The sequence below is a fragment of the Mucilaginibacter sp. PPCGB 2223 genome (genome assembly GCF_001705515.1).
GTDB lineage: Bacteria > Bacteroidota > Bacteroidia > Sphingobacteriales > Sphingobacteriaceae > Mucilaginibacter.
Genome location: NZ_MDJS01000001.1, coordinates 828,469 through 854,967, shown reverse-complemented (window position 1 = coordinate 854,967; position 26,499 = coordinate 828,469). Strand labels below are relative to the sequence as shown.

Genomic DNA, 26,499 nt, shown 5'->3' with positions numbered 1-26,499 from the left:
TAGAAATATCAATTTATTTTTTTGTACGATGACCTACTTTCTTTGAGTGTCATTACTCCTCTTTCAGTTTCTTTCTTCACCCTTACAAGCAAACCTTCATTATCGTATTCATAAAAAGTTGCAAAGCTGTTTTCGTCCATTTCGGCCATCAGGCGCATGTTTCTATAGTCATAAGCATAACTCTTCATATGCGCATCAAATGGGTGTATTCGTATATCATCGATGTACACCGTACCGGTCGGTTTTAACGAAATGGTTAAGGCACCTCCGGCAGATGCAGATGTTAAATCAATCGTGGCCTCAATCAGCTTCCAATCCTCAACTATAGCCTTACAGGTTGTTGTTACCAGATTGCCGTTAACCCTAAACTCTAAACTGGATGAAACTGACTTTTGGGTGGCATCGCCATCATTTACCCATGCATTAAAAATGTATTTTTTTAGTGGTGCCGGTTCAAATCCATTGGGGTAAAGCCCAAGGACGTTTCGGGTAATGTATTGGTTGTTGCTATCAAAATCGAGATAGTTTTGTGTTTTTTGCGCAACACTATGTACCATTGTCGACAGGGTGACGCCGTCCGTCGGTAACGCAGCGCTGTAGAATCCGCTATGTGCCACGGTATTGCTTTTCATCCTTTGTATGCTTAAGCCTGTTAACGTATTTAAGAACTCGCGCGAATGACAACCGGTATCAAGCGTAAAGGCATTATCTTCAAAACTGCTGGAGTAAATTTCACGGTTCATGGCATTTGATGCTACAGCGCCAGGCAGTTCACCATTAAAATCAAACTTGGCGGCACTGAATCGCCCAAGGGCATCTTTATTTTCGAGCTGCTGGCCATACTTATCATAAAGCGTAACTGTGTTAGCTGTTACCCAACTGGCAGCATTGCCACTGGCATCAGGTACCCATCCCGGTTGCCCTGAAACGTCGACACCGTACTTCCAGAACGAATAAAAACTGTTTATATAACCGGCATTGGGTATATCCAACCTATTGTTTGTGGCATCAAATAATTTGTTATAAACGCGGCTTTGCTGGTACACCAGGGTTTGATACGGCCTCCAGTTGCCCAGATAGCCTTCCACATAAGGGTTAACTATCTTAGCCGTAAAGCTGGATACGGTGCCAAGATCGCAAACATTGGGTGTGGTTCCATCAGCATATGTATAATGGTATTGGTAAACACCGGCTAAACTTCCAAAATCTTGTACATTGCTTGCGCCAGGTAAAGATGCCGTGGTAAAAATGGTGTTTATGCTGCTTGTACTGGCAATTTCGCTGGCTGTGTTTTTATATATCTCCAATCCAAATTGAGCCGGGGCATCCCATACCTGGCTTTCCATGCGAAGCACATGCGATCCGGCGGTAAGAGCCACGGGTACTACGTGAGAGTAATTTTGGCTGGCGCCGGTTAGAGGTACTCCTGCTACAGGAGACCCATCGACGTATATCGTCGCCGCACCATAACTTGTAAAGCCAAAATAATAGGTTTGTGTAGCCGGAATGCTTATACATGTCTCAAAACCTTGGTTGTACCCCGGATCTGTATAAAATCCGTAATAATCATAAGGACTTGGCAACGATATCCCCGACCGATAAGAAAGCCCGCAGTTAAAATGACTGGCATCATCTCCTACTGACCTGGTTGCACCCGTCGAACAATCGGCGCCACCCCAAAAAGTCGACTGATGAAGTGTGGTACTACCACCAGGGGTGAGTTGTATATAAGTACCAAAACTACCATTATCTGGAGCCAACTGGAGGTTTCCGGGTGACGAATGGGTAACGATCGTTCGGGTATCCTCCGCCGGCGTACATTCCTTATTTACCGCCCACTTTTCGTCATAAACCGTTGCCGAGGCGTTTATTGCTTTGAGCGTCGATGTCAAATCGCCCCCGGCGCCTATTTGTAAATGCGTACCCTGTATAGGATTGCTCAAACTTACTATACTGCCTGCGCTCGAGCTTAAATCGTTCCGATAGCCCGATCGCACAACTTTTGCCAATGCAATAGTTGTCGAAGGCTGGATATGGCCGTCTGCATCGATTAGCTTAAGCCCCGCCGGGGTTGAAGATACCCAGTAACGGTGCGAGGTTGTTGATGTTGGCGTTACATCATCCAATTCATCGCCAGGCTGCAAAAATGTGCTATAATTAGTAAACCCGCCAGTACTGGTTGTCGTTACATTATCAAGTAATACGCCTAAGTTCTTATAAGCTCCGCCCATTCGCTTATAAGCCCAGTATGCCGGTATGTTTAACGAATATATATCGTTATTAAACTCGTTTTGTGTGCTTGTAACAACCGGATCGCCCGTTAGCGAATCAAACGCGATATTACGCGTGGTAATACTCGACCCGTTCTGATGTTTTACGACGCTGGAAACTATGCCGTAGGATTGTATAACCTTTAATGCACAAGCCGATCTGAATAGCTTAACATCATCATTTGTACTAACGGGGAAATGCGGCGCAAAAACGCCAAAAAAACCAAATCCCGCAAAGTCAAAACCAACGTTTACATTAAGGCCCGTATTATCCGAGTCCTGCTGCCTGAAGTCGGTAAAAAACTCAACATCTTGTCCGAAGGTCACATTAGGGTGTACTATATTATCGGGTGTAATTACCGTAACCTGGTTACCGATTCCGCCGGTGTTGCCGTTAATCAGATAATTATAAGTGGTCGACGATATTTCTGAACCCGATTTATCCAGCACCCGCACCGACTTTACCTTAGCGTTCATATCGTTCAACTCAATACTGTATCCCTGCGACATACAGAGGTCTTCCTCTTTCGTAGTTGTTATAAACGAAAAATAGTTTTGGGGTTGATTGTGTACCGGGTATAGAGGTAATACATTTACCTTAACCGGGAAATCCTTGGTGGTGTAAAATTCGTTAATTACAGTGCCGCTGTTTTTAGCAGGGTCGGCCTCTCCGCTTTGATCAAGGTCTGTTACAGTAACTTTACTATACGTAACCGCAGGTGCCGGAAATAGCGACTCGGCGAACGGTTCCTCAATATGTAAATAATTAGTTAGTGCCCCCGGTGCTTCCTGTGCATACTCAACAGGTTGTTTAAACGGATTTTCGTCATTACCTATCGATGGTTCGTAGGTAGCTACCCCACTGCTTATGGTCTGATTGTTTTCAGTAGTGGTGTAATCATAAGCTTGTCCGTATGCCCCTGCGGTAACCCTCGTATCGCCGCCTTGCATACCCTGCCAGTTATCAAATATGCGGATCTTTTTAACACGTACGCCACCGCCTAACTTAGGCCCGTTGTTTTTGGTAAGGCGTACAAAGCTTTTATCCTTTTGCACTTGTGCAGCATATTTATTGCTATAGGCTTTTTGATAAAAGTTTTTAAGCAATTCGCTCAGGTTTTTTGCTGCTGCTACGGTGGCACTTATGGCTCCGAGCAATGATCCACCTACCCCATGCCTGGCGTTTTCAAATCCCGGATAAGCATACCTTGGATATTCGTTTTTCATGTGCTGCCATGCCGCCATGATAATAGGGTTTGCCGAAACACCACCTGTACTTAAACTGTGCATTTCGAGGTGCGCATAACCGCCACCCACCATTACTCTATCTATATGTGCATAACAGGGCACAAAATCATACTGATCTCCGGCTTCTGCGTCGTTAGGGGTTGAAACCTTTACCCGAAGTTTGGTGTATATATAGTCCGAACCATCCAGGTAGTTTTTCTCAAACCAGGGTGTAGCATCCACGGTACCAATTGGCGGACTCGTACTAACTGCTACACGTATTACCTGGGCGTCTCTCAGGTAAGTATCGCTGCTGGAGCTTAATAAGGAATATTTGGTCGAAGGATCAACACTTGCAGGATTGCTTATATTCTCCAAATCAAAATCCGACATCACCATCGCCCGCCGATTCTGAACATAAGCATAGTCATCCGACTCGTAACTTACATTAATTGTTCCGCCGGTGGGTAGTTCAATAGTGCTTAAGTGCCACAATGCAGCATTTTGATCGACAATTGATTTATTTTGATCGGTATACGGGAACTCATCGTTCTCGAGATTTTTGATGTTCTCACTCCTGTTTTTATAAACACCCCAGCGGTCGGTTACCAGGTTGTCATACGTAGGTGTAACACCGTTTGCAGTGGTGTTATAGCTAAATTTATACGGGTGATATTGGCCCTTACTGATGTTTGCATACTCAAACCAAACCTTGGTTAAGGTTAACTTACCTCCTGCATGCAGCGGATTAGTGGTACTTGCGCTGCCAAAATCGAGTGAATTGGGTATGCCGGTGCATAAAGTATACGCATAATCGAATTTAACTACCTTAATCGGTTTGGTTTTATCGGCTTTTGAGTACAGGCGTATCTCTTTAAGGCACCTTAGTTTGTTATTAGGATTAGCTCCTCCATGTGTCCAGTCGTTGGTTGGGTCTGTTCCGTCACCATCTTTTGCGCCCAGTGCATCGCTGCGTTCTTCAGTGATGAAGTACGCTATCTTGGTTTTTGTTTCGATAGAGTGTACATACCATATCTCTTTGGTACCGCGCACAATGCTGGCTTTATCATCGTCAGGGTCGGCAAGCAGGCCTTTGTTTAATGTTGATTCCTGGTAAGGGGTGCGCCATGCATAAGGTGTGGCATAGGCCATTTTTGAGTAATTAAATTTGATAGCCGTACCCAGATCGTCATCACTAATGCCATTGTTCGTTTTATCAACGTAATCGGGCGATAAGATAGCTGTTAATAAATAACTGGTAGCATAAGGAGGCTTGGTTTCTCTATGATAATAATCATCAACACTACCATTATTACGGTGTGCAATTTTTCCTGTTGTCGTATTCGCTACTCTAACCTGGTTTTTGTTATTTACCGTGTATGATGAGCCCACTGTAAACGAGTATTCGTCCTGCTGCAGGTTATAAACGGGTATGCCGTAAACCATGCGCTTACCACCATCATCGGTCACGGTTATTTCGGATATATGATGCGGTTTGCGTACCTGTCCGCCATCAGGATCTTTATTCGGGTCGTCATCACCCGAAGGATGAAAAGTATAATCTGTCCCGTCCACCCCATCAACCCGCGGCATAGGGGTAATTGTAGGTGCAACGGTCGCATCAAATGTGGATACATCATTAACCGGGTAGCTATAAATCACTTTATCCAATCCCGCCAGGCTTGCCTCTTTTGCTGTTAAATAACTTATGGTTGTACGGTTACGCTGGTGTTGGCTGCTGACTATTTTGTTTAAGACCGGGAAACACTGGTGTAAAAATTAGCAGCCTTTCTGAAGCCTGGAAGGGCGCTTTTACCGGCTATGCTTACTTCTACGGCATCAGTATTGCCCATATAACCTAATACTGGTGCATCCATCAGGTTTTTCTCGCCCACGGGCCTGAAATAAACATGCTGCGAATTGGGGTCTGTAGTCGACCGGCTTTGAAACTCCCCGTAGGTTTGATAGCCATTCTCGCTGGTCCATTTACTGCCAGTTGTCTTACTGGTTTGGTTATTATAAGTTAGCCCGCCATGTACCCCCACAGGGCTTAGGCCTATATCGCCTCCTAACGAGTTGCTGTCATACTCGTCCTGCACTTCATTATCAAAGTAAATGCCGGTGCCGCCACGGTATAACCTGAATTGCCCGCTCCCTGATTGACTGCTGTATGAAAATAAATCGGGCATTTGCACCGGTACGGCTAAATTCGGTATTGTTGGTATAATAGGGTTCTCGTTTTCGCGAATAAAGTCCATTAAAGCTGTAGGATTGGTTTTCCCAAGATCGGCATACAGAAAACCGTAGCCTGGGTTTATAGCTTGTTCGGATTTTACCTGGCGCACATTCTTATAACCGGTTAAACCACCGCCGCCAAATGAAAGAAAGCCTGCCAAGCCCAGATCGATGTTGTACGAATTATACGAAGTATGATAAGGAATTTGTACTTTAGGTGATATAGGTTCGGTATTATAAGTTATAGTAGAGCCGATTTCTCCCGGAATACTGAGCCCGGGATTAGCAGAAAAACTTAAGCCTAATGTCGCGCTTTTTAAACCCGAACGGGTATTCATACCAATTGACGTACTAAAACCAGATATTTCCAAGAGGTCTCCCACTACCTTTTGGCCTATGGGCATATCAAAAGCTGCTGAACCGCCAACGCCTTTTTGTGTATCAGATAACACGTCGAATCCCAAACCTGCCACTTTCGCATCGTCGTTTGAGCGCATAAGCGAAATACCGGCATTGACACCAAGCTCGGCTCCTATACCTGTATAATTATCACTATAAATTCCATACGTTAAAGTTCCGCCGATTGATGGATACAACGAACTTGCCGGAAGAAGGCTCGTTCCGCTGCCAAGCAATTCAAACTTAGCTGTAATACGGCCGCCAACGGTTTCTTTGGGCTTTGTCCAATGGTCGGTTTCAACTTTATCACCCAAAAAATCATCGGGCAGACCTCTAACCTGGCGGTTTATCGAACCGGGGTTAAGGCTCCAACCCAGGCCAACCCAGCTTGCTTCATCGTCTACCCCAACCCCCGAGGCATAATTCAGGTTGATGGGATAACCATCAATATCTAATAACGGTATGTTGTATTTAAAATCGCCTGATGATAAATCAACCATATCTGATACGCCAGCTGGCTGAAAACCTTTGGTTTCGGGCTGTACCGGCCCCGAGGTCAGCGCATAAGAAACAGATGGCGTTAAGATGTTAACACTAGTGATAATAAGTAATAATAAAGCGATCCTTTTACGTTTGGTATTTCTATATTTCATAAATATCCTACCTTACAGGTTTATGTTCTTCGGTAAAAAAAATTACAGTTACTTATCGGTTATTTTTAAACTATAACTTTTTTGGTTTATGTATTTGTCGTTATAAATCAGGTTGATGGTATCTGCCTGAGGAGCATTTCCGTTCTCAAATTCGAGCAGGTATTCATAAGTCCCGCTAACACCGTTTGCGACGGGCTGCACCATTACGGCGTAGTTTTTCTTTAACCCCTCGGCTATGTAAAAACAACTGTCCATTTTATAGTAAAGCGCCGTTTTTTGATTGCTGCTTTTCTCCTCTATCAATTGCTTATCTGGTATTAATCTCAATTTAAAACTCAGCAAATTATCATCTTTGCTAACAGCCTTAAGGTGGGTCACCTGTATGGTTAAATCACCATCTTGTACTTGTTTAAATGAAGAATCGCTACTTCTGCATCCTGCGAGTGACAGGCTAATCAAAATAAATACAATTGTATATTGCTTCATTTTGGTTCTATATATATAAATCGTAAACTATTAACCACACCGTTTGGCAGCCGTACTTTTAAAATATAATAAGCATTATCGTTAAAGGCATTGTTCTCGCTCAAATCGATATTTATTTTATTATCACCGCTTTGCAGCTTCAGTTTTGGCAAATGCTTTACCTTTTTATCCGGCTTATCAAGCGAGGATATTTCATATTTCAAATCCTGGCTTTGGTAAGGGTTTACTACAGCGAATTTCAATACCCCAGCGGCTATATAATAATTCCCTTTAGCAAGATCTTCAATATCCCGGTAGCCGTCATCCGATATTTTTTTTGTGCTGTCCTGACATTCAACCTTGAACGACCATACCGCTGTACGGTTAAGTACGGTTTGATCTTTATATGCGGTTACCTGCCATGCATACGTTTTGCCTTTCTCCAACTGTGGGGCTATAGACGGATACGGCAATACCGGCGACAGGATATTGGATTGGTTAATCACCGGCAAATTATAGTTTAGTGCTTCTGTGGGGTTTTGCCCGCTTTTTATCTCGGCCAATACCAATTGGTACATTGCGCCAGGGACACCCGGTATCAGCGGTTGCCAGGTTAACAGCGGACGCTGGTCGCATATCTTATCCTGGTCGTAAGGATCGATCAGGTTTAGCTCGGCAAATGGAGCCAGGGTGTAATCGAAGCATTGCTCAACCGGTAAATACTCATGATTAACATAATTTACCGTGAAACAATATTCATAATCACCTTCCGGGAAATTATGGTTAACGCTTACCAGCCTGCCCGTACTTGTATTGGCAAACTGTACCGATGAGTTATGTGCAATTGTAAAAGGCAATACATTATTGCCGGTAGCAATGTTAAACGCGGTAGTATTAATTATACAAACGGTGCCTGCCTTACGCTCCTTTACAACAACAGACAACGTTACACTCTGGCGGCCGCCAGTGCTGATGATGGCACACCTGAATAACCCGTCCACATTGCGCCCATACAACTCGGGGATGAATTGTATAGTGGTTTGCCCTAATGCCGGCAAACTGAACAGTAATAAAATAACAACGATATATCTCTTTAGCATTCCCTTTAGTTTTTAAAGTGGTATTTTAACGATAACTCAACCCTTGCCGCCGGGTACAGGTCGCCGTATTGCGGCGTGACCAGGTTTTTACGCAGATCGACAAACGTATTCATATCAAAATTCCTGGTGGCAAACAGCTGCATCATCTGCCTTATACCCGCCTGGCTTGCTATGCCCGTATTATTCAGATAAGTAAGGCCAGACGACAGGCTTAATTTATTAAACAACATATACTGGTAACTTACATCGGCGTTAAGCATGTTGCCTATCAGGCTGTTAGGTGTAAGCTCCTTGTTAAACATCATCGTACCTGTAAGCGTGTTACGGTTAATCACTGTGCTTTGAGTGTAGGTAGCTGTGATGAGGTTACTGGTAAGCGAAGGATCGGCCGCCGGCAACGCGCCGGTGCCACCTGTGGTCGAAGTTATTGCCGCAACTACATTGCTGTATGTTTGGTAGCCAAGGCTAAAATGACTCACGGTAAAGTTTTTACCTACTTTATAGTTGATGTTGCCATCGGCCTGTAGTTTTTGATAGCTGTATACCGGCGTGATCACCTCATCGATCTGTTTGCTGGTACCGTTAGCGGTATATTTTAAGCTTAGGTTGAGTTTTTTGCTCACTATATATCTGCTATCGAGCTGTAACTGGTAAGATCGCCATTGATCGGATGTGGTATAGCTGATCGGCATGGCACTCAGGTCGGTACGCAGGTTAAGCACCAGCTTATTTTTATTGAATGCCTTTTTTAAATTGCCGCCTAATTTTTTACGGGCTCCGCCATAGCCGTTATTACCGGGGTTTTGGTATCCCATGCCGGCATAATCAAAATAGATATTATCGCTCATATCAAGCTTTTTGATATCCAGATGCTGATTTACGTTGAAGCCTACAGCCTCGAAAAGATCATTTGTTGTATTAAGGTTAACGCCTGCTTTTTGCGCCAGGATAATATCGCTCCCTATCTGGTAATTGTTGTTGTACAGGGTGGTCGATTTGGACACATCAACCGTTACATGGCCTATGGCACCCATATTCATATCTTTACTTACCGTAAAAGCCACATTATTTGATGCCGAAGCAGATGTACCATAAGGCGCATTAGTGTTGCTGGTACCAAACGAGCTTGTTATTGCCAGCTTTACATTACCAAACACGCCGCGTTTAATTTGCGCGCCCAGATAAGTCACATCCTTTGGCGAATTATAAACCGAACTTTGATAGGCGGCATCTTTAGCCGAGTTCATATCGTTCGAACTGCCGTACCCGGCCGTTACCGGTATGGTGCCGAATTTATAGGTAATGTGTGTACCGCTTAAAAACATATCCTGCCCCTGGGTATTACCCGGAACCTGCCCGCCGAACGAGCCTATTTTAAGCGATTGCACATTGCTGAACAATGATTGGATACCACTGCCCGGCTTACGCGACACGATGCTGGATGCATATTCGGTGGCAGGTAAAGCACCGTTACTACCATCGAGCATTTTCTGGATTTGCATCATTTTGTTCACATCTACCCCACTGTTTTGTAATTGGGCCTTAATACGGGTTATGGTTCGTGCCGCGCTATCTATATCCTTGCTGGTTTGTGCCGGTAGCTGAGTATTGGCCTGGGCATTTTTTGTAAGTGATGCCTGGTTGGTTAGCAAACTGCCTTGTTTGGATGTCAGTATGTTGTTCGCGAGGTTTTGTAAGGCAATATCGTGATGGGCATCGTTCTCTTTAAGGGTATTGTTCACTACAGCAGCCATATCCAGGTCAGGGACAGGATCTGCCACATCGACAACAGCAGGTGCTTTTGCATTTTGCGGCGTTTTAACATCCTTTTGTGTTATTGCACGCAGTTTTTGCATTAACTGTTGCTTATCGAGCTTTTGAAGCTCTTTTAGCTTAGCCGGATCGGTCAGGTACGGCTGTAAAGCAGGTTCGGCCAATATTTTTTTTAATGCTGATGCCTGCTCGCCGGCCAATTTTCCTTTGGCGTTTGCTTCAAGTCCGGCTACGGGATGTAACGGATCGATATTATTTAGGCCTTCTTTACTAAGCCCGCTCTTTAACTCACCTTGCGCAGTTTGATTTGCCAGGCCCGTTAATGCTGATGCCGAATTAGCCTGATCGATATTGTTGAGTTGTTTGACAGGGCCCTTTTTTGCCTCCTCGCGTGCAACGGCAGTAAGCTTCTGCCGGATCTGGTCTTCGTTAAGGTTCAGCAGGTTGTTAATTTCAGCAGGGTTGTTTAAATATTTGGTCAGGGCCGCGTCGTGAATGCTCCCGGCCAGCTTTCCCTGCTCCGATTTAAGCTGATCCATCAACACCTTACGTGTATAACCGGCCATATCGAGCCCTCCGAAAGCTGTACGCCGCAAATCATAATACTGTTGCAGGTCGCTTTTGAACATCCCGGTGAACTGCCTGGGGTCGAAGTCAAATTTGAAGAGATTGTTAGTTAGCCCGTTAAGCCCCGAAAAGGTGGTACGATCGTTACTGAAGTTAACGTTGAGCGGTATGCCAAAGGCCTGTACCACACCCCTCACTCCTACAACATTGGCCCAACCCGGGAAGGCTGGTGATGTGCCCGATGCAGGTTGGTACCGCACACCTTCTTCAACACCAATATCAATAGATAACTTGCCGGGCTTGGTTTTATCCAGGCTTTTTGAAAAAGCATCTTTCACCTTACCAGCCTCAGTGCTTGCCGCCGGTTTTAATGCAGCTGCTTGTTTAGCAGGCGCCGAAAGCGAATTCTGCAAACCTGTTACCACTTTATTTGCAACAGGCGGCACCGATAGCTTTTTGGAGTTGCTATCCGCCTTAAGGCTAACACTATCGGCAGGCAGGCTCTGCGCATGCAGCACCAATGGCAGGCTGGCGGCACTCAAAGCTACAATAAAGCACTTAAGTAATGTTTTTATCATAATCAAACTGATTCAGTCACATTCAACGATATCTCCTTAGTAAGATCGCAAAAAAGCCTTAGCCGACGCCAAAGGCTCAGTTTCACAACTTATAAATCACATATAACATACCTGGTCTATCGTACCGATCTTTTTGCAAGAAAGGTAATCTTCAGCGTGGCGTATAGTCTATCAATATACAGTATCCCTGCAGATAACATATTAATAGAATACTCTTGTTATCCAGGATAAAAGCACAATTACGGGGAATAATTGCATCTTTAAGCCCTTATTTTATCCTAAAAAACACTTTGTGAATATATATATAATATTTCACTCAAACAAAGTTTGATGTGTTCTTTTTTAAAAAATTGAATTTGTATTTGTTATCCATATGATCATTGCTTATTATCCGCTTTACTTAGTTTTTCGATCTGTTTTTCAAGGGCGCTCAAACGGTCGTCCTGGGTTTTAACTTTTGCATTCAATTCGGTTACCTGTTTATCTTTATCTACCAGGTACAAAGTCAGCTCTTCAATTTTTTTAAGCAGCAGTTTATTCATTTCGCCCAAGTTCTGGCCGTCGCGTTCAACTTCAGCGGCTGATGGCATATCGGGCAGGTGCTGGTTTTTGTCGATATAGTTTTTCAGTTCGGGTAACGAGATTAAACTGTACGATGGCCTAAATACGTAATCGGGCCAGTTAGCGTGGAGCTTTACGGTCATGCTCTCGGCAACGACATCGCCCGCTACTGCGAATTTGTAACCGGCGGGCATGGTGCTTGTGCCTATCACCATGTTACCGGCGAAGTAGTTGTTATAGCCGGTGTTATCGTAGATACCCCAATTGCCAGTGGGGATAGCTGGTTGGCTGGTTGCAATATCCAAATAGACGCCTGTATTATTACTTGCTCGGCCAAGGCTGTATAAAAATGCACCAGCGGCATTTGTGATGGAACCTGTTCCTCCAACAGTACCTTTATAAACATAGGTATTGGTTAAAATCGCTGATAATGAATTGTTATTAACTACACTATTTATTCCTGTTGCTCCAGTAATTGTACCAGTTGCCGCCCCTCTTATAGTTGCCCCGCCTTGCATTCCGACAAGCGCGGACGGATCGGTCCAATTTTGTGAATTATCAGATCCAATAAAAGCTGCAGCGGAACTGGCAATAACAACACGTGGTGTCGATGTCGTTGTTTGACTACTTGTTATATTAGAAATAGTCCCCCAAAAAGTAGCCGCATAATTATTAATATTTTTTATAACTCGTATTAGGCCATCACCAGTATGAGGGATTTGTGCATCACCTAAATATAATGTACCGTTGCCTGATAAAGCGAGTCTTTGCGCATTGGCTGTAGTGTATGTCCCATTGTATGCACTTATCCAATTGTCGGTGGTCATGTTGGTAACGGATGCTATGGCTGTGATGATATGTGTTTCGGTATTAGCCTTGATCACATCCCCAATATTAAAATCGCTTATAAAATTAGTACCCACTCCTGTTACTGTACCGCTACCCGCGGTCACGCTTATAGTCCCCTGCCCAGTTAAAGGTTCGTTTATTTGAAATGGATAGGCCGGTGTTGGTGTACCTATACCTACATTACCCTGTACAATCAAACCATTAGCCGGTGCGGCATTGGTGCCTGCATAAGCCGAGCCGATGGTTAAGTTACCTGCCACATCAACCGTTGAGGCTACAGTTGGCAATGTTGCCGAAGTGTTATTGGGATTAAAGAGCCAGTGTCCGCTGTTATCGCTTACCAAAGGGTAGTTGCTTCCTTGAAACCACTGGAACCATTTACCCTGTTGTTGGTTGCGGCCGTTAAAATCGCCCCAGGTAGCTATACCTCTTTCGTTGTTGATCAGCCCGTCACTAACCGAAAAAAATGTCGATTCTGAGCCACTGCCACCCAAGGGTACGACACTGCCGTTTATTAACCAGGTTGGTGAGTTATTTAATGCTAAATTGTAAGTTGTGGTATTGGGATTAAGATCGGCTACGGACGAACCTGTTCCTTCCTCAAATTCATACCTTCTGATCAGCCCGCTTGCAGGTGGCGAGGCGGTATACGACCCTGAGTTATAGATCTGCGCTATCTCGTCGGTCGATCCCGATCCGGATGTTCGGGACAGTGCCCTGTTATAGATCAGCACCTGGTCAATATCGACGGGGGTCGTCACTGCAGTACCGTTATGAAAACTACCGGGACCGCCTAATGCAACGTTATACGAAGCTTCAAAGGTCATTGTTTTGTTCAGCGTATTATCAATATATAATGAACCCGACGCTCCGTTCATTACAAATATGAGATTATGCCAGTTACTGTCATTTGGTAATGTACCGAAGAAAATGCGTGTGCCTCCATAATATACGTAGTATGTGGTAGCAACCGCGAATATGGTTATGTATTGGGTGCTGCTCCCCCATGCCAGGAAATTGTAATTTGAATTGGCTCCTTTGTATACGCATGAAAATGTCATGGTAATAGAACTGCCCGAGGGCATGCCTGCATCTGTTGAGCTGAATGATTGGTTGGTGGCGGTAAACCTTATGGCATTGCTGGTTGAGCCAACCTGCAGCACATGATTTTTACCCTGGAACAAATTGTTCGATGAAGCTGTACTTCGCAAAAAACGGGCAAAGTTGTTAAGATCGGCCGTGGTGATGAAACGCAGCTCGGGCGCTGTATTCTGAATAACCAGATCTGCGGCCGGGGTTGTTGTACCGATACCGGCATTACCCGTTGCAGGGAAAGTATTGGTGGTTTGCGCGTAAGCCGATACCGCGCCGAATACCATCACCGAGATAACAATCAGGTTGATTTTTTTCATATATTATGTAAAAAGGTTTAGGACTTTTCCTATAGTTTATACGCAATAGTTCAGAACTAGTTATACAAAAACCAATTATTCTGCGAATAAATCACTGGTAAACACAACCGGAACAAATTATCCTGGGGAGGACGGGTAACTTTGCGAGTTGTCACTTGGTAAATTTAAAAAAATATTTTAATAATTCTATTCTTTATTTTTCAGATTTATGTCCAGTACCTTCCTTTGATGCTAATTTGGACACCTGTTTATGTCAGCGCATGAGCATTCAGATACGACACCTAATGTATCATTAAGAAAAGTTAAATTTTTTATTAAGCAGAAGTTTTTTTACGTAAAAACAATTATTCTTTTTAAACTTGCATTGTAATCGATTGCGATCGGATAAATCTTTTATTAAACGATTTTAGCAACGATTTTTCACGATATATATAATTTCAATAATGCAAAAAATAGCAATAGTAACAGGCGGCGCTTCGGGTTTGGGTTTGGCGGCAACAAAAAAGTTTGTGGCCAATGGTGTTAAGACTATTATTATAGGCCGCAATGAAGATAATCTAAAGAAAACAGCAGAAGAATTAGGTGACCTTTGCAGTTACATTGTGTTTGATTTGAGCAATCTTGATGGCATACCGCAGTTAGTTACGGGCATTCTTGCTAAATATGGCTCAATTGATATATTGGTCAACAATGCCGGCATTAACATGAAAAAAGCATTTACTACCGTAACCGACGCCGATTTTCAATTAATCATCCAAACCAATCTTAACTCGGTGTTCGCTTTGAGCCGCGAGGTTACCAAAGCCATGCTCGAAAAGCAAAAGGGCTGCATCATCAATATCAGCTCAATGGCGGCACAATATGGTATACCTCTGGTTATTGGCTATACAGCTGCAAAAACGGGTATCGAGGGTATGACTAAGGCCATGGCCGTTGAGCTTTCGCCGAAGGGGATACGTGTAAATTGCGTTGCGCCGGGTTTTATCAAAACCAACATGTCGGCCAAGGCATTGGATAGCGACCCCGAACGCAAACAAAAAGTAATGAGCCGTACCCCTATGGGCTATTTAGGCGAGCCGGAGGATGTGGCCGAAGCGATCTACTTCCTCTCGTCTGACGCTGCCAAATATATTACAGGTGTTATCCTGCCTGTTGATGGCGGTAACTCAATCGGTTTCTAAACAATCAGATTTACACAATAGCCAATAAAAAATCCTGCTATTGGCAGGATTTTTTTGCTTTGGCTTCCCTGCATTAAACCATGATCAATCGTGTCAGTCCATATTATATCATTTTTTGTTATATTAGTTTTTTTAACATAACCCATTATCACAATGAAATTACCCGATCTCAAAACTATTGCCGGCCTGTGCCTTTTATTTTTCGCATTTGCTGTTGCTCAGCCGGCCCACGCACAGGATAAGGCCGACATGCTGAAAAACTCCACACCCGAACAGCGCGCCAAAATGCAAACCGGTATGATGAAAACCAAATTACAACTGGATACTACTCAGGTTGTAAAAGTGCAGGCCATCAACCTGGCCGCGGCTCAAAAGATGGACCCAATTTTAAAGAGCGATGGCGGCAAACTGGCCAAACTGCGGCAGATGCGTGACATTGAAAACACACGCGATAAAGAACTTAAAAAAGTGCTTACGGATGATCAATACAAAAAATATGAGGCTGCCAAGGAAGAAATGAAGGAAAAGATGAAAGAACGTATGCAGGATTATAAGAACAGTAAATCGTAACAAATGAAAAAACGCCTTGCCTGCCTGTTGGTACTGCTTGCTATAACTTTATATACCCGCGCACAAAACAGGTTTGCCAAAGTTGATGCCTGGCTTGCTGCCAATACCCAGCAGATGGGTGGACGGGCCATTTTGCTGATCTTTAAAGATGGGCACATCGTTTATACCGGTGCAAAAAGCGATATGAGCGGCATGCAAAAAATGTTTGCACAAATGGTTGCCAAACGCACCGGAAAACCTGCTAACCTTCAAGACTATACTTCAACTACTCAACAACCCATTGCCAGTTGCAGCAAATGGTTGAGCGCGGCACTGGTAATGACCTTTGTTGAGGAAGGCAAACTGAAATTGGACGATACCGTTGGGAAATACCTGCCCGTACTCACTACGGCAGGCAAGGGCAGTATAACGCTCGAACAGTGCCTTTCGCATCGTACAGGTATTAAAGCGCCCTCGCTGATGGATGACCTGGCCGAGATGCGGAAGGAACAAAACATGGACGATGCCATAAAGGATATTGCCGCCATGCCCATAGAAGGTAAACCCGGAACGGTTTTCAGGTATAGCAATGTGGGCTTACAAATTGCCGGCGCTATTTTGGAAAAGATCAGTGGCAAACCGTTTGAAGAGTTGTTCGAGCAGTGTATAGCTAAACCGCTTGGCATGAAGAACAGCGATTTCGGCCATGCCAAAGTTGCTTTGCCTGCCGGAGGCGGTAACAGTACACCAGAAGATTACATCAATTTTTTAACTATGATATTGAACAAGGGCATGTTTAATGGCAAGCGCATCCTGAGCGAAAAAAGTATTCAACTGATGCAGGTTGACCGGATAGCTTTGAATAATACCAAAGTAGCCTACTCTCCTGCCGAGGCCGGCGATGTGGGTTACGGTTTTGGCGAATGGGTAAATAAAGGTGCATCCTTAACGTCGCCGGCGGTAATGGTGAGCAGTCCCGGTTTATTTGGCAGTTATCCGTTAATTGATAACCAAAGGCATTACGCGGCTTTTTTAATGACCTATTATCTCAGGGCTGAAGGCAAACAAAAACGTTATACGGAGCTTAAGCAATTAATCGACGAGGCGCTGCAATAGTGATTTTATGGGTTTGTTGTTTTTTTTTCTGATTGTTTGGGAAATTAGTTCAACTTCTTTAACCCATACTCGTTTTCTGCCGCGAAAAATTGCATAAATTAAAAGAATTTTATTACGGTAAGTTATCAATACCGCGATCAATTAAAATACTCGTCCGAATTTTGCGCGTTTTTTAGCAAAAAGCATAGCCTTTTAAGTGCGAAAGCCGGCAATTACACAGATTTGTGCATGCCGGCTTTCGCTATTAATGAGAATCTGTTTAGAGAATCTCTTTACTATGTTCGAGCCTAACGAGGTAGCCATCCTGATCAACCCCATATTCAGAGCTTAACTCAACCGGTCCGTTAGTAGTTGCGGTTTTGTTTTTCTTTTTGCGTGGAGTTAAAATAACCGGTAAAACACATACGGCTACAAACATCAATATTTCTAAAACGAGTATCATAACAAAAAAATTAATTGTTTTTTAGCTTTAGATTGAGACTTCAAAGTTAAAGCAACACTTCCCGTATTTCATAGTATTGCTGCACTTTTAGTATTTTCTACAATATAAATCACTATGCATGCATAATATTCAAAAAACATTCCAAACTCTTGTTTTATTGTTAAAATAAAGCGTATTGCTCAATTTATGTTGTAGTTGCCACGGTTCGGCTACTCATATTGATAGCCTTTATCAATATGAGTATACGGCATAATATACAACGAGACCGAATTAATATACACCGGGTTAGCAGAGTCGACGTCTTATCGGTGGCGCTCAAGCAGGTATGTCAATGGTATAGTTGTTGTGGCTTTATAAAAACAATGCATAAACCTATGAAACCGGCAGAGCCCATTGCATGCTATTGCTTTAACAAGCATTGTACGATATCTATCTTTAACAAGCTTAGGGCCCGGCCACGCTATGTACCGGTCGAAATAGCACTGCTTACCGATATGAAGTGCAATGAGTGCGGCGAAGCGCTGTACAACTGGCTCGAACTCGCCATTCATATCGAGGTACAGGAAATACTACGTGTAGCTTAACTGATAACGGCAGTATCGCAAATATATGTTGGCACAATGCCCGATGAGGTGATCCGGGTCTCGGCATCTTCGGCCAATGTGTTACCGGTAAATACCAGTACGGTATCAAAACCAAACTTGTTACCGCCTAAAATGTCGGTATGCAGGGTATCGCCCACCATCAGGATATCTTTTTTACCGATGGGCATTTGCTCGCGTACCAGGTCGTAAGCAAACATGAACATCTGCGAGTCGGGTTTACCAAAACGGATAAATTTTTTCCCCACAATGTTTTCCATCATGGTGGCGATCCCTCCTATTGCTATCGATACGTCGTTAATGTTCAGCGGGTACGCGGTATCGGTATTGGCAACTATGGTGGGTATGTTGCGCCGGCGAAGAATATTGATTGATTTATTCAAATCTTTAAACCAGTCGAAACCCTCGTCATCCAATAAAACCAATGCGTTCACCTGGTCGATATTGCTTTCGTCGACCATACTTACCGGTAAAGTATGCAGGCCCGACGTTTCGATATAGTGGGCAGAATTGGCCGTGCCCAAATAGGCCACAATGCCGTGGTGTACTTTTAGGTCGAGATATTCCTTGGCCAGCATACCTGATGAGATGATATGATCATAACGGATAGCCTTCAGGCCCATACGATGGAAAGATTCTGCAAGCTGAACAGGACTCCTCGATGCATCGTTGGTAACGATATAGTACGGTTTATTGTTCTCTTCGAGGTACTCGAAAGTTTTTTCGATACCCGGCACCAGGCCCATATAGTTTTTGATTACGCCGAAGGCATCAAAAAAGATCACTTTATATTCGTCGACAACCTGTTTAAAGTTTTGGATTTGCATGGGCTCAGATTAAGTTAAATTAAGGGCTTTGATCAGTTTCTCCGGATCGAATTGCGTATCGACAGATGGCAGGTAAATATCGTATGCTTCGGCCTGAAGTTTTTCGGCATATTGCTCATTAAAGAAATATTTGCCATCCTTGATAACATAATTGAGGATAAAAAAACGATAGGCCTCTTTTAGAAAACGTAATTCGTTGGCCGTTAACGGGTAAATTTTATGATACTCTTCCAGGAAGATGAGGAAACGGTCTTCCATCATGGTGGTAACCACGTAACTGAAGACTGTACGATCACCACGGTCAGATACTACCCTGCTGAAAAAATAAAAATCGAGCATGCGGTAGCTCATCCTGAACCAGTCGTAATCCCAGCGCGAGTAGAGCTCCATCCTGCTGGTTACCGAAAAGTTGCCGATATTCCAATCGATAAACACCGGGATGATCTCGAAGTTGGCGGTATTGCATTTGGCGCGGTTTTTTAAAAACTGTTCGCAATGGTGTTTTAGCATCGCACATTTTTGAGTGTCACCAAAGCGTCCGGGTGTTTTTTCGATCTGATCCAAAAGTGCATTAATGTCGGTGCGGAGTGTTTTTGATGATTTAGGGATCACGTTTTTAACGCGTGAACAGGCCTTATGAAAACGCGCAACTTGTTGTGCCAGTTTACGGATATGGAACTCCTCCAACCGTCGCGGCAAGCGTAATTGCACACGCGTTGGGTTATAAAACACTACCCAGGCATCGGTTTTACCCCATTTATACCTGTAAGTATACACCTGGTTGTTTTTTTGCAGGGAGCGGGATAGCAGGTTTTCAAAAGGATATAGCAAATTGGTTGACAGCGCGTTTATAATGCGGTGATCTTCTTTAAAGTGCTCGTATTTGCCGAAGTTGGACAGCTTGGCAACCACCACATCCTCGTCAACAAAAGTAACCCTGAAAACGTGGTTGGTTGAAACCATTGCGCTGATGTCTTCGATCTTACCAATGGCCTTTGACGCATCAAAACCATTCCAGGCTTTTTTTATAATGGCTTTATAGTTCATATAGATAGGATTTCACCGATTTTATTGGATTACACCGATTAATCAATGGAATCTTTTAAAATCGGTGTAATCATAACATAATCAGTGTAATCAAATTAGATGATCTCGAAATAACGTTTCAACTCCCAGTCGGTAACATGTTTGGCAAATTGCTTCCACTCCCATAAACGGGTTTGCGTAAAATGTTCAACAAAACCCTCGCCAAATAACTCCTTAGCTATGGCTGACTGTTGCATATCGGTAGCGGCTTCGTACAGATTAGGCCGTAATTTACCATTTTTGGTATCCTGGTAGCCGCTACCGATGGTTGGTGCAATATCCAAAGGCAATTTATTTTTGATGCCGTATAAACCCGAAGCCAAAGCAGCTGCGATAGCCAGGTACGGATTGGTATCGGAGCCCGGAATACGTGTCTCTAACCGCGTATATTTTTCCGATGGGTGTAACACACGTAATGCCGCAGTACGGTTATCGAAGCCCCAGGTGATGGTCGTCGGTGCCCAGGCGCCTTCAACAAGCCTTTTATAGCTATTAACAGTAGGCGCGTACATGGCTAATACATGCGGCAGGCAATATAACTGCCCGGCTAGGTAGTGCTTCATGGTCTCGCTCATGTCGTGCGCGTCGCCGGCATTATAAAATAGATTTTTGCTTTTGTCCTTCGTCCATAGGCTTTGATGGATATGCCCGCTACAGCCCGGCAAAGTATCGATCCATTTAGCCATAAATGAAGCCATAATGCCATGGCGGTTTGCAATTTCCTTCACTGCTGTTTTAAACAGAACCGCTTTATCTGCAGCCCGTAAAACCTCGTCGTGCAAAATAGCTGCCTCATAAACTCCCGGACCGGTTTCGGTATGCAGGCCCTCTAAAGTAACATCGAACTTTTGGAGCAGGTTAAACAGATCGTAATAATAACCGCTTTGCTGCGAAGTACGCAAAACCGAGTAACCGAACATTCCCGGCGTCATTGTCTCAATTTTTGTAAAACTTTTCTCCTGTAAAGTTTTAGCCGTTTCGCAAAAGTTGAACCATTCAAACTCTTGCGCAAACTCGGCATGATAGCCCATTTCCTGGCTTTGTGCCACAATCTTTTTCAACAAACTCCTGGGGCAGGTATGCAGGTCGCTGCCACCGGCTTTACTAAAATCGGCTAAAAAGAACGGGATATCATCCTCCCAGGGTACGGTGCGAAAAGTATCCAGATCGATACGGCAAGGCCTGTCGGGATAACCGGTATGCCAGCCGGTTATCGTGGTATTATCATAACATACGTCGCTACTGTCCCAGCCAAAAACCACATCGCAAAATCCATAGCCATCCTGTAAGCCGTCGATAAATTTTTGTTTATGAATGATCTTGCCCCGCAGCACGCCGTCGATATCGGCAAAGGCAAATTTGATCTTATCTATATCCTTCTCTTTGAGGTACTCAATAACCTGATCCTTAGTCATAACACTGTAGGTTTACAAACCAAAATATGATTTAGTAAGGTAAATATCCGCAAAATAATGCTCATTTGCGTTAATTCGGCCTGATATTAAAAATAAATCACAAAAAAATCCCCCGAAACTTTCGTCCGGGGGATCAAACATTTATAAACTATTTTTGCCGTTGCTGGTGTTGCCACCAACAACTACTGACTACAATTTAGCCGATTTAACGGTTTTAATGATCACGGCAGCAACTTTGTACGGATCGGCAGCCGAGTTAGGGCGACGGTCTTCCAGGTAGCCTTTCCAGCCCTTTTGTACAGTGTACAGCGGGATACGGATAGAAGCACCACGGTCAGATACACCGTAGCTGTAATCGTGGATAGAAGCAGTTTCGTGCTTACCGGTTAAGCGTTGATCGTTATCGGCACCATAAACGGCAATATGCTCGGCAACTACCGGACGGAAAGCCTCTAATATTTTGGTATAAACTTCTTTATCGCCGGCAGTACGCAGGGTAGTGTTTGAGAAGTTAGCGTGCATACCCGAACCGTTCCAGTCTAACTGACCTAATGGTTTGCAATGCCAGTTAACAGCAACACCATAGGTTTCGCCAATGCGCTCTAACAAATACCGTGCAACCCAGATCTGGTCGCCGGCTTCTTTAGCGCCTTTAGCAAAGATCTGGAATTCCCACTGGCCGGCAGCAACTTCGGCATTGATACCTTCCACATTTAAACCGGCATCTAAACAAGCGTCTAAGTGCTCTTCAACTATATCGCGGCCAAAAGCGTTTTTAGCGCCTACCGAGCAGTAGTAAGGGCCTTGCGGACCTGGGTAACCACCTGCAGGGAAGCCAAGGGGTTTATTGGTTTCCGGATCCCACAGGAAATACTCCTGTTCAAAACCGAACCAGAAATCGTTGTCATCATCGTCGATCAGGGCACGGCCGTTAGATTCGTGAGCTTTACCGGTTGAGTCTAAAACCTCGCACATTACCAGGTAAGCATCCCTGCGCTGCGGATCAGGGCAGATGAATACCGGTTTAAGGATACAATCAGACGAACCGCCTGGTGCCTGTTCGGTTGATGAACCGTCAAAGCTCCAATCCGGACACTCGGCTAATGTTCCGCCGAAATCCGAAACGATTTTTGTTTTGCTGCGAAGGCTTTGTGTTGGCTTGTAGCCGTCAAGCCAGATGTACTCGAGTTTTGTTGCCATTGTTTAATTGTTTAAGAAAGCTGATTCAAATATGTGTTTTTCGTAATGAAATATTTAATGATTGGCACGAATTAATGAAAAATTTTCTTTTTTTCATAATATTCTATCAAATTAATCTATTAAGTAGTGCATTTTGTTAAAAAATTAACTAAAATAGGTTAAAATCAGGCTGAAATTTTATCAAAATGGCAAAACTCAAAATTTTAAATCAGTAATTCGGGTAAGAATCATGATAATTGACAATTCTTTAAACAAACAAGCATTTACTATTTCGTAATTTATTTATTAAAGAAAAAAAAGCAAAAAATTACAATAATGATAAAAAATGCTCTTAAGAACTATAAAACCGAGTTGCAGTAAATCACTCTTTACTGCGCAGTAACATTAAATAAAAAAGTTATGGCTGGCGGTGTTTTTGGTTTATATTTGTTTGGGAGGGTTAAGCGGTATTTTACACTGGCTGGCTTTCTGTTTGCTATATGAAGAAATTTGCAGCTAATTTAGTTTCGATAATATTAATACCCCTAATTGCTCCATCCTACCTTTTCTGGATCATCTTATTTTATTTTCCGCAACTGACAAGGATAGTGAGCTTAACTGATAAGTTGCTTGCAATACTGTATATTTTTATGGCGACCACTTTTTTGCCATTCCTCATCGTTTTTATTTTATACAAAAGAAAGGTGATTACCGACCTGACCCTGCACCGGCAACAGGACAGGGTTATACCGCAGATATTCTCGTGTGTCATCTACGTTGGGATTTGTTTATTCCTGGTGTTTACAGAAGGGGCAACAAACGCGCTAAGCCTGAGCATGATAGCTATAGCCGTTTCGGTTATCGGTTTAACATTGATCACACCATTCTGGAAGATCAGCACCCATGCCTGCGGCGCCTGGGGCATATTCGCTATTGTTTTTGATCTGCAGTCGCGTTATCACGAACCGGCTTTTACCGTTTTATATTATATCATTCTGTTTTTAACGGTAAGTGTTTGCGCCGCAAGGTTATATTTAAAGGTACACACACCCATGCAGGTGATAGCAGGGAGTATTATGGGCGGGTTAGTGGGTTTCCTGCTATTCCATTACTGCCTGGTGCCCTACCACCTGGCATAAGGATGAACAGACAGGTTTGAATTAAAGTAGCGCTTGTCCCGGGTTACTTCCTCTCCCACCCAGTCGGGTTTTTCAAAGGCTTGATCTTCACTGCTCAGTTCAATTTCGGCTATGATCAATCCCGCATTATCGCCGAAAAAAACATCAACCTCCCAAATGTTACCGGCATATTGAATATCATATCGCACCTTACTGATGATATTATCGCAAAAGCCCGCCAATAACTCCTCAGCATCAGTGCGCGGTATCTCGTACTCATATTCGGTACGCGTGGCACCGTGCGATTGCCCTTTGATGGTAATAAAACTTTGTTGGTTCGCTATCCGGACGCGGATTGTTTTTCCTGGCTCTTTAACCATGTAGCCTTGCCTGAGCGAATTGCCGTAAGGCTTTGCGGCCACTTGCCACTTATCTGCATCAACCAAAAACTTACGTTCTATTTCTATTCCCATAACTCCGGGTATTATTCGCCTATAATAAACGTTTTACCTTCGATAGCCAGTTCTGTATCGGGGAAAACGGTACGGGCTTCATCAAGGAGTTCTGTCAATGTTTTATACCGTGCCGAAAAATGCCCGATGATCAGTTTTTTAGCATTAACGATTTTGGCTATCTGCCCGGCCTGCAAAGCTGTGGTGTGGTGTGTTTCGTTGGCACGGTCGAGCATATCGTGCGCAAAGGTAGCTTCGTGGTAAAGCAACTCTACATTTTGTATCTGGTTAAAATAGCTCTCATTATATAAGGTATCGGAGCAATAGGCATAAGCTTTGGGCGCTTCGGCATCGATAGTCAACTCCTTGTTGGGGTAAACGGTACCATCGGTAGCAAAATAATCGGTACCCCGTTTGAGCAGCGGATAGTAACTTACCGGGATATCCAGGGCCTCAACCTTTTCTCTGATGATCTTGCGTAAACGTTTTTTCTGCCTGAACAAAAAGCCGGTACAGGCAATGCGGTGATCCAATATGATGGTTTCGACGGTAATATCCTGGTTCTCTAAAATAACAGCGGGAGTCAGTGGATCGATGGCCTGGAAGATCAGCTCGAAATGCAGGGAAGTTTCGGAATATTTGAACTGTATGTCGATGATCTCTTTTAACGGTGCGGGGCCAAACAGCGTAATTGGCTTTTTACGCCCGTTTAAATGCAGTGATGAAAGCAAACCGATAAGGCCAAGGTAATGATCGCCGTGTAAATGGCTAATAAAAATGTAGTCGATGCGGCTTGACTTGATATCGAAACGGAGCATTTGCTGTTGCGTACCTTCGCCGCAATCAATCAGGTAATAGCGCTCATTGATATTAAGCGCCTGTGCCGTTGGATTTCTGTTATAGATTGGTGTTGCCGAACTGCTGCCCAGGATAGTTACATCAAACCTCATGTGTTCGGTTAAACGAATGGAATATTATCTTGTTTCTTTTTTGAGCTCTTTTTCTATTTCTTCCATAAAAATCAGGTCAATAGCTTCATCCGGGCTTTTTACAATCGATAAAACGTTATCCAGCTGCGAAATGGTGATCAACCGCGCAACCGAGTCGCTGAGTCCCACTAAAATAAACGTCCCATCGGAATTTTTACATAAACGATGACCGACCAATAAGCTGCTCAGGCCCGAAGAGTCGGCAAATTTGATAGATGAAAGATCCAGCACAATATTACGCTGACCCTCAGTATTCATCAAAATGAATTCTGATTTAAGTTGTGGTGTTATTGTCGAATTCAACTTCGATTCGTTCAATTTTACCAGAACATATTTTTCGTGTTTATCTACAGAAAATTTCATCGCTATGTATTGAAAGTCTAAATATAGGATTTTTTTAAGACTACAAATATAATACTATAGTATTAAAGTTTATTCAGTGCTTCAATCAAATTTTGCTCAACACGCTGTATTACATTGTTATTATCCGATCGTACGAACTTTTCGCCAATGATCTGCTCGTACAATTCGATATACCTGTCGGATATCGAAGCCACTTTTTCAGGCGTCATAACCGGTACCTGCTGTCCTTCTTTACCCTGGAAACCATTTTCGATCAGCCATTGGCGCACAAACTCCTTGGAGAGTTGCTTCTGAGGCTCGCCTTTCTGCTGCCGCTCCTCATAGCCTTCTTTATAAAAATAACGTGATGAATCGGGCGTATGGATCTCGTCTATCAGGTATATTTTGCCGTCAACCTTGCCGAACTCGTACTTGGTATCCACCAGGATCAGCCCTTGCTTGGCTGCCATTTCGGTACCACGCTGATACAAAGCACGTGTATAGGCTTCCAGTTGCAGGTAATCCTCTTCGGATATGATGCCGCGCGCCAGGATGTCTTCGCGCGAAATATCCTCATCGTGACCGACAGCGGCTTTGGTTGTTGGCGTGATAACAGGTTCGGGCAATTTATCGTTTTCGTTTAATCCTTCGGGCAAAGCAACACCGCAAACACTGCGTTTGCCAGCTTTATACTCGCGTGCAGCGTGACCTGCCAAATATCCACGGATCACCATTTCTACCTTAAAGGGCTCGCAAATGCGGCCGATAGTTACGTTCGGGTCGGGCACACTGATAACCCAATTTGGAACAATATCGCTGGTGGCCTTTAAAAAATTAGCAGCTATCTGGTTTAGTACCTGCCCTTTATAAGGAATTGGTTCTGGCAATACCACGTCAAAAGCCGAAATACGGTCGGTAACCACCATGGCCAGGTATTGGTTATTGATGGTATATACATCGCGCACCTTGCCTTTGTAAAAGCCGGTTTGCTTGGGAAGGTTGAAGTTGGTTTGTTTTATGGTATTCATTTAGTTGTGAGTTGTGAGTTGTGAGTTGTGAGTTGAAACGGTGCCCATTTGATATTACTGACAACCCGCAACCCGCAACCGACA

Annotated in this window: 20 protein-coding genes; 5 read left to right on the top strand and 15 right to left on the bottom strand. The window is 43.8% G+C overall.

Features of this window, described 5'->3' with window-relative positions; genetic code table 11:
* Positions 1-8 precede the first annotated feature (8 nt).
* The 6 genes from BEL04_RS03470 to BEL04_RS03445 all read right to left on the bottom strand — a co-directional run bounded on the left by BEL04_RS03470 (position 9) and on the right by BEL04_RS03445 (position 14,089).
* Positions 9-5,168: a hypothetical protein gene (locus BEL04_RS03470; protein WP_066000243.1), complete on the bottom strand. Its 5,160-nt coding sequence runs from the start codon at positions 5,166-5,168 to the stop codon at positions 9-11.
* A gap of 80 nt (positions 5,169-5,248) precedes the next feature.
* Positions 5,249-6,784 (bottom strand): hypothetical protein, encoded by a 1,536-nt coding sequence (locus BEL04_RS03465; RefSeq protein ID WP_066000237.1) that lies wholly within the window; start codon positions 6,782-6,784, stop codon positions 5,249-5,251.
* Between the two features lie 48 nt (positions 6,785-6,832).
* Entirely contained in the window at positions 6,833-7,111 is a 279-nt protein-coding gene (locus tag BEL04_RS23945) for a hypothetical protein (protein WP_139112905.1), read from the bottom strand.
* Between the two features lie 155 nt (positions 7,112-7,266).
* Positions 7,267-8,349 (bottom strand): DUF928 domain-containing protein, encoded by a 1,083-nt coding sequence (locus BEL04_RS03455; RefSeq protein WP_066000235.1) that lies wholly within the window; start codon positions 8,347-8,349, stop codon positions 7,267-7,269.
* 5 nt (positions 8,350-8,354) lie between these two features.
* Positions 8,355-11,267 carry a hypothetical protein gene (locus tag BEL04_RS03450; protein WP_066000232.1) on the bottom strand — a complete coding sequence of 971 codons (2,913 nt, stop codon included), beginning with the start codon at positions 11,265-11,267 and terminating at the stop codon, positions 8,355-8,357.
* Positions 11,268-11,644: 377 nt separating this feature from the next.
* Positions 11,645-14,089 carry a hypothetical protein gene (locus tag BEL04_RS03445; protein ID WP_066000226.1) on the bottom strand — a complete coding sequence of 815 codons (2,445 nt, stop codon included), beginning with the start codon at positions 14,087-14,089 and terminating at the stop codon, positions 11,645-11,647.
* A 443-nt stretch (positions 14,090-14,532) separates the two neighbouring features.
* On the opposite strand from BEL04_RS03445, the gene BEL04_RS03440 reads away from it, so the two are divergent.
* The 3 genes from BEL04_RS03440 (at position 14,533) to BEL04_RS03430 (ending at position 16,935) form a co-directional block, all read left to right on the top strand.
* Positions 14,533-15,270, top strand: a complete 738-nt coding sequence (locus tag BEL04_RS03440) for an SDR family NAD(P)-dependent oxidoreductase (RefSeq protein WP_066000224.1) — start codon at positions 14,533-14,535, stop codon at positions 15,268-15,270.
* A 153-nt stretch (positions 15,271-15,423) separates the two neighbouring features.
* A complete protein-coding gene (locus BEL04_RS03435; RefSeq protein ID WP_066000222.1) occupies positions 15,424-15,840 on the top strand; it encodes a hypothetical protein in 417 nt (138 codons plus the stop codon).
* A gap of 3 nt (positions 15,841-15,843) precedes the next feature.
* Positions 15,844-16,935 carry a serine hydrolase gene (locus BEL04_RS03430; protein WP_066000220.1) on the top strand — a complete coding sequence of 364 codons (1,092 nt, stop codon included), beginning with the start codon at positions 15,844-15,846 and terminating at the stop codon, positions 16,933-16,935.
* 259 nt (positions 16,936-17,194) lie between these two features.
* On the opposite strand, the gene BEL04_RS03425 is transcribed toward BEL04_RS03430, so the two are convergent.
* The gene (locus BEL04_RS03425; protein WP_066000218.1) at positions 17,195-17,377 is read right to left on the bottom strand and encodes a hypothetical protein; all 183 of its coding nucleotides are present in this window, start codon (positions 17,375-17,377) and stop codon (positions 17,195-17,197) included.
* Positions 17,378-17,751: 374 nt separating this feature from the next.
* Here BEL04_RS03425 and BEL04_RS03420 point away from each other — a divergent pair, with 374 nt between their 5' ends.
* A complete protein-coding gene (locus BEL04_RS03420; protein WP_066000217.1) occupies positions 17,752-17,961 on the top strand; it encodes a hypothetical protein in 210 nt (69 codons plus the stop codon).
* Here BEL04_RS03420 and BEL04_RS03415 read toward each other — a convergent pair.
* The 4 genes from BEL04_RS03415 to BEL04_RS03400 form a co-directional block, all read right to left on the bottom strand.
* Positions 17,958-18,806, bottom strand: a complete 849-nt coding sequence (locus BEL04_RS03415; protein WP_066000213.1) for a TIGR01459 family HAD-type hydrolase — start codon at positions 18,804-18,806, stop codon at positions 17,958-17,960. The two genes, BEL04_RS03420 and BEL04_RS03415, sit on opposite strands and share 4 nt — an antisense overlap.
* Before the next feature lie 9 nt (positions 18,807-18,815).
* Positions 18,816-19,853 (bottom strand): hypothetical protein, encoded by a 1,038-nt coding sequence (locus BEL04_RS03410; protein ID WP_066000211.1) that lies wholly within the window; start codon positions 19,851-19,853, stop codon positions 18,816-18,818.
* A 95-nt stretch (positions 19,854-19,948) separates the two neighbouring features.
* Complete coding sequence (locus tag BEL04_RS03405; RefSeq protein ID WP_066000210.1) at positions 19,949-21,307, bottom strand: glutamine synthetase family protein; 1,359 nt, start codon at positions 21,305-21,307, stop codon at positions 19,949-19,951.
* A gap of 189 nt (positions 21,308-21,496) precedes the next feature.
* On the bottom strand, positions 21,497-22,507 hold the full coding sequence (locus BEL04_RS03400; protein WP_066000208.1) for a glutamine synthetase beta-grasp domain-containing protein: 1,011 nt from the start codon (positions 22,505-22,507) through the stop codon (positions 21,497-21,499).
* Positions 22,508-22,986: 479 nt separating this feature from the next.
* Here BEL04_RS03400 and BEL04_RS03395 point away from each other — a divergent pair, with 479 nt between their 5' ends.
* Positions 22,987-23,625, top strand: coding sequence for a phosphatase PAP2 family protein (locus BEL04_RS03395; RefSeq protein WP_066000206.1), 639 nt, complete (start codon positions 22,987-22,989; stop codon positions 23,623-23,625).
* On the opposite strand, the gene BEL04_RS03390 is transcribed toward BEL04_RS03395, so the two are convergent.
* The 4 genes from BEL04_RS03390 to BEL04_RS03375 all read right to left on the bottom strand — a co-directional run bounded on the left by BEL04_RS03390 (position 23,610) and on the right by BEL04_RS03375 (position 26,415).
* A complete protein-coding gene (locus BEL04_RS03390) occupies positions 23,610-24,077 on the bottom strand; it encodes a CYTH domain-containing protein (protein ID WP_066000205.1) in 468 nt (155 codons plus the stop codon). The two genes, BEL04_RS03395 and BEL04_RS03390, sit on opposite strands and share 16 nt — an antisense overlap.
* Positions 24,078-24,088: 11 nt before the next feature.
* Positions 24,089-25,006, bottom strand: coding sequence for a ribonuclease Z (locus tag BEL04_RS03385; protein ID WP_066000204.1), 918 nt, complete (start codon positions 25,004-25,006; stop codon positions 24,089-24,091).
* A gap of 24 nt (positions 25,007-25,030) precedes the next feature.
* Positions 25,031-25,408 carry an STAS domain-containing protein gene (locus BEL04_RS03380; protein WP_066000203.1) on the bottom strand — a complete coding sequence of 126 codons (378 nt, stop codon included), beginning with the start codon at positions 25,406-25,408 and terminating at the stop codon, positions 25,031-25,033.
* A 62-nt stretch (positions 25,409-25,470) separates the two neighbouring features.
* Positions 25,471-26,415, bottom strand: a complete 945-nt coding sequence (locus BEL04_RS03375; protein WP_066000202.1) for a phosphoribosylaminoimidazolesuccinocarboxamide synthase — start codon at positions 26,413-26,415, stop codon at positions 25,471-25,473.
* Positions 26,416-26,499: the final 84 nt, after the last annotated feature.